Below are 8,595 nucleotides of genomic sequence, written 5' to 3'. Positions count from 1 at the left end.
CTTTCAGCCCAGCGAGGCAGGTGGAGCCAGGAGATGAGGGCAGTGACGGAAAAGAGGGCGCCGCAAAGCAGGGACAGCACCAGCACCGCCGCGAAAAGGGGGGGTAGGTTAAGCCGATACTGGGCCCCGGGCGGGCGAAAGGCGAGGCCGGAACCGGCGCCGGCTGAGCCGGCTGCGAATTCCGCCACAACAGCGGCAATCAGCGCAAGCCCGCCACCGATCCTGAGCCCTGTCATGAAATAGGGCTGGGCTGCAGGCAGCTTGAGATAGAGCAGCGTCTGCCAACGCGTGGCGCCGTAAAGCTCGAACAGATTGATCAGATTGTGATCGACGCTTTTCAGGCCCTGGACCATGTTGGAAAGGATCGGAAAGAAGGCGACGAGGAAAGCGCAGATGAGGAGCGCCACCTGCGTCGATGGTGCATAAATGAGGATGAGAGGCGATATAGCCACAATCGGTGTTACCTGCAGGATCACTGCAAGCGGATAGAAGGCGATCTCGATCCACCGGGATTGAACGAGGAAGATCGCAAAACCGACGCCGCCGACAAGTGCCAGTATCAGCGACATGACGGTGATCTTGGTTGTGACCCAAAGGGCGGGGGCGAGGGTGCCCCAATCCGCGGCAAAGGCATTGGCCACGGCGATCGGTCCCGGCAGGATATAGGGCGGAACACCGGAGAGCTTGACATAGAGCCCCCAAATCAAAACAACGACGGCTATGACGGCGAAGGGTACGGAAATGCGAAGCGCCAGATCACGCCGCTTGGGGTTGGGCCGATTGGGGATTGACGGCGCGAAGGCGTCGGCTGTGTCCATCTTCAACGATCTTCCTTTGCAGCGTTAATTGCCCCGATCAGCGAATGGGAGACCGTTTCGCAGGCGCGCCGGTATTCTTCCGAGGTGCGATAATGCGCGTCGCGCTCGCGGCTCGTCACAAGCGAAAGATCTGCATGAACCCGGCCCGGGCGCGCCTTCATGACAACGATGCGGCTAGATAGATAGGCGGATTCGAAGACGGAGTGGGTGACGAAGATCACGGTGATGCCTGTCTCCTTCCAGAGCCGCAGCACATCGTCGTTCAGCTTCTGACGGGTGATTTCGTCGAGTGCCGCGAAGGGCTCGTCCATCAAAAGAAGTTTCGGTCTGGTTACGAGCGCACGGGCGATCGAGACGCGCATCTTCATGCCGCCGGAGAGCTCGCGCGGATAGGCGCCGGCGAAATCCTGCAAGCCGACGGTCGCGAGCGCGCCCATGATCTGATCGCGTGCCGCGGCCTTTGAAATCCCGCGCAGCTTTAGTGGCAGATGGACATTGCTGAAGACATTCTTCCACGGCATCAGCGTCGGCTCCTGGAAGACGAAACCGATATCGCCTTCGGGAAGTCCCTTTGCGTTGATGCGCGAACTTGGCCAGTCGATGCTGCCGGACGTGATATCACCAAGGCCAGCGATGATGCGAAGCGCAGTCGACTTGCCGCAACCGGACGGGCCGAGCAGGCTGATGAACTCGCCGGTCTCGACCGTGAGCGACATGCCAGAAAGCGCGACTGTTCCGCTGGAGAAAACCTTCGAAACGGCTTGCATGGCGACCAACGGCCGTTTGCGTTTTTCAGTCAGCGGCGCCGTCTGGACCTCGGCTAGGGGCATTGCGGGTCTCTTTGTTTGAAGAGGATGCAGCTTGACGCTGGGGCGCGGCAAGCTCTTCACACAGCCCTGTGGCTTACTTCTTCAGCGACAGGACGGTGCCCTTGCAGACGAACTTGGTCGTAAAGGCCTTGGTATAGTCCGTGTCTGCCTTGAAGATGTTGATGGCCACCATTTCGTCGAAGAACTTCTTGTAGTGCGCGTCTGTGATGCAGCCGATGCCCTTGTCCATGGCGTCGCCGGATTCAACGATGCCGAATTCCTTCATCTTTGCGATGGAATAGGCGATCTGACCATCCGTCATTTCCGGATTGTCCTTCTTGATCAGTTCATTCGCCTTGCTGTTGTCACTGTAGAGGTAATTGTACCAGCCCTCGATCGAGGCATCGACAAAGCGCTGGACGACGTCCGGCTTCGTGTCGATCATCATCTGTGTCGTTGTGATCATCGTGGAGTATGGGGTATAGCCGTTGTCGGCGAGCAGGAACACCTTCGGCTCCCAGCCCGTCTGCTTCTGGATTTCGTAGGGTTCGGACGTCAGGTAGCCTTGCTGGGCAGACTCCTTGTCGGCGATGAACGGTCCAGGATTGAAGTTGTAGGGTTTGTACTGTTCGTCCTTGAAGCCTTTGTAATTGGATTTCATCCACTCGAAATAGGTCAGGTAACCGTCCTTGCCGAGGAACAGCGTCTTCAGCTTGGCCAGATCCTCGAACGTCTCGATGCCGGCATTAGGATGCGAAATCAGCACCTGCGGGTCTTTCTGGAAGATGGCTGCGACATCCACCAAAGGAATTCCTTGCTCGACGGCGGTGATTTCGCCCTGTGAACCGCCCATGTAGAAGTCGATCTTGCCGGATATCAGCAGCGCGCTGTTTGCTGCATTCGGGCCGCCCTGAACGATGCTGACGTCAAGACCATACTTCTCGTAGGTGCCGTCGGCGACCGCCTGATAGAAGCCGCCATGCTCGGCCTGCGCCAACCAATTGGTGCCATAGCTTACCTGGTCGAGCGCGTGGCCCGGCGCGGCCGTGGCGATCGAGCCGCCGAGACCAAGGAATGCGGTGAGTGCAATATTTTTCAGTACATTGGACATGTTCGGCGTTCCCCTATGGTGCCAGGGATTGCCCTTACCGGCACCCCATTTTCTTTATTTGAGCGATTGCGTTGCTCTTTGAAAAGCATCAAAATTCGTGCGCAACGATGCCTTTTTGGCATCTCAAACGGTGCGCGCTCCTAAATTGGGCTGCGTGCTTTAATTTGATGCACCGAGGGCGCGCGATGCTGCATTCCAGGAAGCTTCTCTACATCAACGAAATTGCGCGGTCGGGCTCTATCCGCAAGGCAGCGGCACGGTTGAACGTCGCTTCCTCTGCCATCAACCGGCAGATCCTGGCGCTGGAAGCGGAAATGGGCGCTCCGCTCTTCGAGCGCCTGCCGCGCGGCCTCAGGCTGACTGCGGCCGGCGAACTGTGCATAGAACACATTCGCGAGGTTCTGAAGAATTACGATCGTTTGGAGGGCCGCATCCGCAGTCTCAGGATGCAGCAGGCGGGCAAGGTGCGTCTGGTAACGACGGTCGGGCTTGCCGCTGGGCCGCTGGCGGAAATCATCAGCCGCTTTCAGCTGGAACATCCGCGTGTTTTCTTCCAGATCAGGAATGATGCCGGCACGATGACAGTCAATCCCGTGCTGTCGGGTGAGGTGGATATCGGCCTCGGCTTCAATATTCCGGCGACACCTGGAATACGCACTCTGGGAACTTTCGATATCCCTATCGGCGTCGTCCTGCCACCCGGCCATCGGCTTATCGGTCCCGGCCCGATCAACCTGACGGACGTGGTGCAGGAGCGACTGGTGCTGGCCCAACAGGGCACCAGCCTGCGCGAAGTGATCAATCTTGCACTTGCGCGGCTCGATGTTCATGTCGAGCCGGTGCTCGAGACCAATGCTTCGGAGATGCTGAAGAAGCTGGTGAAATGCGGGGCAGGATTATCGATGCTCAATCCGCTTGACGTGATCACCGAGTGCCGAAAGGGGGAACTGGTTTTCCGTCCGGTCGCCGAGCCGCATGCGCGCCAGCAGCCGATGAAATTGTTTGCCCGTGTGCGTGCGCCGCTGGACGCCGCAACGAGCCTGTTCGTGGAATACCTGCTGGCGGAGCTTGCCGGCCTTGTGCAGGAACTTCAGGTCAAGGGGCACATCGCGCCCGACAAGCCGGCTGCCGGTTGACCTTACTTCGTGTAGAGATTCGAAAGAGGATAGAGCTTCAAATCATAGAGCATCTCGATGAAGCCCTTCACTTGATGGCGGCAGATGGCTGCGCCCTTTTTCGCCGTGCCGCCTAAGGCGTTGCCGACGACGCCGTTGGGATTGAGATCATGTGCAATCCACGCCAACGAATGCGGAGGTAAAGGCTGAATATAGTTCGACCGTTCCCGCATCCATTCGGCTTTCGAGGCAAAATTCTGCGCCTTGTCCATGCGCACCAGGTCCGGCCGGAAATGCAGCATCAGGGAGGTCTCCACTTCGCCGCCGTGAATACCGTATTTTGCTTCGTGTTCGCTGATCATGCCTTCCGGATGTCCGAACCGGCCCCACTGTGTCGACAGCACGGCCATCTGGTGACGGACGCGCAATTCGCGCGCGACGATGCTCATGATGTCGACATTGCCGCCATGCGAGTTGACGATCACCATTTTGCGGATACCAGCTTCCGCGACCTTTGCGCCAATCGCAGTCCAGATCGGGATCAAAAGTTCGGCACCAAGCGAGAGCGTGCCCGGGCCATAGATATGTTCGTTCGCCTTGCCGATCTCCTGTGTCGGCAGGACCAGTATGTCGAGGTCTTCGGGCCGCTCCTTGCGCAACACCGCAAGCATTCCGTTTGCGATTGCGACATCGGTGGCGATTGGCAGATGCGGCCCATGCTGTTCTGTCGACGCGATCGGCAGGATCGCTATGGTCGTGTCGCAAGAAAGCGCCGCGAAGTCAGAGGTATTGAGTTCGTTCCAGTAAAATGGCATCGCCATTGCCGCATCCCTTCCTTGGCCTTCCACTATTGAGTAGGGAACCAGCGTGCATGCGAAAAGCATCAATTTGCGCCAATGCCGATGCCTTTTTGCGAGAGGTTCCACGAGTACAGTCTAAGGCTTGTCCAGGTGGCGCTCGGAATAGTTTTTCGGACGCAGGTTCTTCACCACAATCCGAGGAGAAAATGCGGTCCGAAACGCACGCCTTCGGCCAATGCCGGTTGCGCGGCAACGCAGATCATGGGTCGAACTCTCTTCGCACCTGTATTCTCAAAGCCGCTTCGCGTTATGCTAGCGTTCGAAAGGCTCGCCGAGCGAGGCGACGCCATTCAGCTTAAGCAGGCGGCGGTCCGCCGAAATGATGCCCAGCACGATAATCGTGACGAGATAGGGCAGGCTCGCAAGCAGTTGTGAAGGGACGTCCAGTCCGGCCGCCTGGGCTGCGAGACCCGTCAGGGACACGGCTCCGAAGAGGCACGCCCCCAAAAAGATCCGACCGGTGAGCCACGTCCCGAAGACGACCAGTGCGATTGCGATCCAGCCACGACCGGCGATCATCCCATCGGCCCAAAGCGGTGTGTAGACGACCGATGCGTAGGCGCCGGCAAACCCTGCCATCGTTCCGCCGAATGCGATGGCGGCGAAGCGCACGGCGATGACTGAATACCCCACAGCGTGGGCGGCTTTGGGGTTCTCGCCAATCGCCCGGACGACAAGACCGGCCTTCGTATAGGCAAACATCGCCCAGATGGCGAATGTTGCGGCAAGGGAAAGCCAGACGACGGCGTCTTGGATGAAAAGGTGGCCAATGACTGGGATATCGGAAAGCCATGGAAAGGCAAACTTTGGAAGCCCCTTGACCGTGAGGCTTTCATAAGTCTTGCCGAAGAGCGCCGAGAGGCCTTGGCCGAGAATGCCGATCGCCAGGCCCGTCGCTACTTGGTTTGCCCGAAGTCCGACCGCGATGACGGCAAAAACCATTGAAAGTGCGGCGCTGCCGAGACCGGCGGCGACGAAACCGAAAAGATGGCCCCCACCATGATAGACGATGATGAAGGCGAGCACCGCACCGAATGCCATCAAACCCTCGGCGCCGAGGTTGAGAACCCCGGCTCGCTCAACCACCAGCTCGCCGAGAGCTGCAAGGAGGAACGGTGTCGCAGCCGCGAGCATCCCGGCAAGGATGAATTCGATGGCGTTCATGGCCGGCTCCGGTAGACGGAAAGGCGCCATTCGAGACGGTACCGCACGAAGGCGACGGCGATGAGATAGGCGACGAGGAGACTACCCTGAAATACACGGACCGCGGCAATCGGCAAGTTTGCCGACACCATGGCATTGTCCCCTCCGATGTAGAGCGCCGCCATAAATAGTGCAGAGACCACGATCCCGATTGGATGCAGACCGCCGAGATAGGCGACGATAATAGCCGCATAGCCATAACCCGTCGAAATCGAGCGCTGCAACTGGCCGAGGGGACCGGCAACCTCGGCTGCGCCAGCAAGCCCCGCAGCGCATCCGCCAATGAGAAGGCAAAGCCAGATCGCCCGCCCTTCGTTGAAACCTGCGTAGCCGGCGGCACGCGGCGCGAGGCCGCCGACCTGGAGCTTATAGCCGGTGAAGCTCTTCTCCATGAAGATCCATGCCGCCATCGATAAGACGATCGTCAGGAGCAGGGAAACGTTGATGCGGGTGCCGGAGATCAAGACCGGCACCATCGCGTCATACTGAAACATCACAGACTGAGGAAAGTTAAACCCGTTCGGATCCTTCCAGGGACCAAGCAGCAGGTAGTTAAGCAACTGCGCAGCAACGAGGCTCAGCATCAGGGAAACGAGTATCTCGTTCGCGTTTAGCCTGACGCGCCAGAAGGCGGTGAGCGACGCCCATGAAGCACCACCGAGTGCGCCAAGGAATAGCATCAGTGGCCAAATCCATTGACCCGTCGCCTGCGGGAACCATACGGGGATGGCCGAGGCGAAGATCGCACCCAGAATGAACTGGCCCTCGGCACCGATGTTAAAGACCTTGGCGCGGAAACCGATCGCCAGGCCCTGCGCGATGAGCAGAAGGGGGCCCATCTTCAGCATGACTTCCGAAAACGACGCCCAAGAGAGGAAGGGTTCGAGAAGCATCGCATAGACGATGGCGACCGGATCGCGGCCCATCGACATGTAAAGTCCGAGATTGAGAATGGTAGCCAACCCCAGAGCAACGGGAGGCGCAAGCAAGGTGGCGGTCAGCGATGCGCGCTCCCGACGGACAAGGGTGGGAAGGATAGCTGTAAATAAAGCCCTCATGCCAGAGCCGTCTCCTGCGAAGAATAGGCACCGATCATATAACGGCCGATGTCCTCCGGCCGCGTGTCCCGTGTGACGAGAGCCGGGCTCAGAGCGCCGTGGTGCAACACCTGAATGAAATCGCAGAGTTCGAAAAGCTCTTCGAGCTCCTCTGAAATGATGAGGATCGCCATACCTTCGTTACGCAGCCCGACAAGCCGCCTGCGGATGGCCGATGCAGCGCCGATATCGACGCCCCATGTCGGCTGTGCGATGAACAGCAGTTTGGGAGACAGCATGATCTCTCGGCCGACGATGAACTTCTGCAGATTGCCGCCAGAGAGCGAGCCGGCTTCCACCTCTGGGCCGGGCGTGCGGACATCGTACTGGCGGATGCACTCATCGGTGAATGCCATCGCCTTGGCTTCGTCAACGAGACCATACCTGAGAAGGTTGAGCGGATGAGCGGTCAGCAGGCTGTTGTGGGTGAGGGACATTTCGGGTACGGCGCCACGCCCAAGCCGGTCTTCGGGAACGAAGGCAAATCCAAGCTGCCGGCGAGCAGCCGCATTGAGCGTGCCCACGTCCTTTCCCATCATGTAGATCCGCTCGTGCTGTTCTCCTGGCAGGACCGCTTCGCCGGAAATGAGCGAGGCAAGCTCGCTTTGCCCGTTTCCGGAAATTCCGGCTATGCCAAGAATTTCGCCCGAACGAACCGTGAGGCTTAAAGTGGAGAGCGGCACGGCAAAGGGGTCATCCGGCCGATAGTCGAGGCCGATGATTTCAAGCCGCTTTTCCCCGCCAGAAATGGGCAACGCCGGCATGGGCTCCGGCATGTCGCGGCCGATCATCATGCGGGCCAGGTCATGAGCATCGTGTTTTCGCGGATCGACATGCCCGGTAACGCGCCCACCGCGCAGAATGGTCGCCCTATCGCAGATCGCGCGGATTTCCTCCAGTTTATGCGAGATGAAGAGAATGGAGACGCCGCGGTCGCGCAGGCGACGCAACGTGTCGAAGAGTCTCTCCACCGATTGCGGCGGCAGGACGGAGGTCGGCTCGTCGAGGATCAGCAGCTTCGGGTTTGTCAGCAGGCAGCGGATGATCTCCACACGCTGCCGCTCGCCGACGGAAAGCGTGTGCACATGGGCGAGGGGATCGACTTCGAGCCCGAAGTCGCGCCCGAGCTTCCGGATGCGCTCAGTGAGTCCGGTTTTCCGGCCCGGAACGACCAGTTGCGTGTTCTCCACCACCGTCAGGGTCTCAAACAGCGAGAAGTGCTGAAAGACCATGCCGATGCCCTTGCGCCTCGCCTCCGCAGGCGATGCGAGGCTCAAAGGTTCTTCTTCCCAGATAACGGTCCCGCTGTCCGGTTGCTCGACGCCATAGATCAGCTTCATCAGCGTCGACTTACCCGCGCCGTTTTCTCCGAGGATTGCATGGATCGATTGCGGGGCCACGTCCAGGTCGATGGCTTGATTGGCCCGGTTCTGGCCGTAGCTCTTGGAAACGCCGCGCAGCGACAGGAGCGGAACGGTCATGCCTCACTTCGGCAGTGGCGTAGTGACACCCTCGACGGGCCAATCCATGGCGACGGCCGCGCCATCGGGGAGCGTTGCCCCAGCCGGTGCCGCTTCGCGGG

The 8,595-nt window shown here is 59.5% G+C and carries 8 protein-coding genes; 1 reads left to right on the top strand and 7 read right to left on the bottom strand.

Going from position 1 to position 8,595, the window contains the following annotated elements; genetic code table 11:
- The 3 genes from C9413_RS22695 to C9413_RS22685 all read right to left on the bottom strand — a co-directional run.
- Nucleotides 1–818, bottom strand: an 818-nt coding sequence (locus C9413_RS22695) for an ABC transporter permease (RefSeq protein ID WP_170250941.1), incomplete at its 3' end; no start/stop codon positions are given.
- Between the two features lie 2 nt (nt 819–820).
- The gene (locus C9413_RS22690) at nt 821–1,648 is read right to left on the bottom strand and encodes an ABC transporter ATP-binding protein (RefSeq protein ID WP_040114998.1); all 828 of its coding nucleotides are present in this window, start codon (nt 1,646–1,648) and stop codon (nt 821–823) included.
- A 73-nt stretch (nt 1,649–1,721) separates the two neighbouring features.
- Complete coding sequence (locus C9413_RS22685) at nt 1,722–2,738, bottom strand: ABC transporter substrate-binding protein (protein WP_170250940.1); 1,017 nt, start codon at nt 2,736–2,738, stop codon at nt 1,722–1,724.
- Between the two features lie 185 nt (nt 2,739–2,923).
- Here C9413_RS22685 and C9413_RS22680 point away from each other — a divergent pair, with 185 nt between their 5' ends.
- Nucleotides 2,924–3,874, top strand: coding sequence for a LysR family transcriptional regulator (locus C9413_RS22680; protein WP_040115000.1), 951 nt, complete (start codon nt 2,924–2,926; stop codon nt 3,872–3,874).
- Between the two features lie 2 nt (nt 3,875–3,876).
- Here the strand turns inward: C9413_RS22680 and C9413_RS22675 are convergent, their stop codons facing one another.
- The 4 genes from C9413_RS22675 to C9413_RS22660 form a co-directional block, all read right to left on the bottom strand.
- On the bottom strand, nt 3,877–4,674 hold the full coding sequence (locus C9413_RS22675) for a creatininase family protein (protein ID WP_040115001.1): 798 nt from the start codon (nt 4,672–4,674) through the stop codon (nt 3,877–3,879).
- A gap of 291 nt (nt 4,675–4,965) precedes the next feature.
- Entirely contained in the window at nt 4,966–5,877 is a 912-nt protein-coding gene (locus tag C9413_RS22670) for an ABC transporter permease (protein WP_040115002.1), read from the bottom strand.
- The gene (locus tag C9413_RS22665) at nt 5,874–6,974 is read right to left on the bottom strand and encodes an ABC transporter permease (protein ID WP_040115003.1); all 1,101 of its coding nucleotides are present in this window, start codon (nt 6,972–6,974) and stop codon (nt 5,874–5,876) included. Before C9413_RS22665 ends, C9413_RS22670 begins: the two co-directional genes overlap by 4 nt.
- On the bottom strand, nt 6,971–8,494 hold the full coding sequence (locus C9413_RS22660) for an ABC transporter ATP-binding protein (RefSeq protein WP_040115004.1): 1,524 nt from the start codon (nt 8,492–8,494) through the stop codon (nt 6,971–6,973). The genes C9413_RS22665 and C9413_RS22660 overlap by 4 nt, the downstream gene beginning before the upstream one ends.
- Nucleotides 8,495–8,595: the final 101 nt, after the last annotated feature.

This window comes from Rhizobium sp. SEMIA 4085 (assembly GCF_013004495.1).
GTDB classification, from domain to species: Bacteria; Pseudomonadota; Alphaproteobacteria; order Rhizobiales; family Rhizobiaceae; genus Rhizobium; species Rhizobium gallicum.
The sequence above is the reverse complement of the archived record's forward strand: the minus strand, read 5'-3'. Positions and strand labels throughout refer to the sequence as shown.

Coding starts and splice junctions, on each gene's coding strand:
- C9413_RS22690 (WP_040114998.1), bottom strand. CDS start 1,648: ATGCCCCTAGCCGAGGTCCAGACGGCGCCGCTGACTGAAAAACGCAAA.
- C9413_RS22685 (WP_170250940.1), bottom strand. CDS start 2,738: ATGTCCAATGTACTGAAAAATATTGCACTCACCGCATTCCTTGGTCTC.
- C9413_RS22680 (WP_040115000.1), top strand. CDS start 2,924: ATGCTGCATTCCAGGAAGCTTCTCTACATCAACGAAATTGCGCGGTCG.
- C9413_RS22675 (WP_040115001.1), bottom strand. CDS start 4,674: ATGGCGATGCCATTTTACTGGAACGAACTCAATACCTCTGACTTCGCG.
- C9413_RS22670 (WP_040115002.1), bottom strand. CDS start 5,877: ATGAACGCCATCGAATTCATCCTTGCCGGGATGCTCGCGGCTGCGACA.
- C9413_RS22665 (WP_040115003.1), bottom strand. CDS start 6,974: ATGAGGGCTTTATTTACAGCTATCCTTCCCACCCTTGTCCGTCGGGAG.
- C9413_RS22660 (WP_040115004.1), bottom strand. CDS start 8,494: ATGACCGTTCCGCTCCTGTCGCTGCGCGGCGTTTCCAAGAGCTACGGC.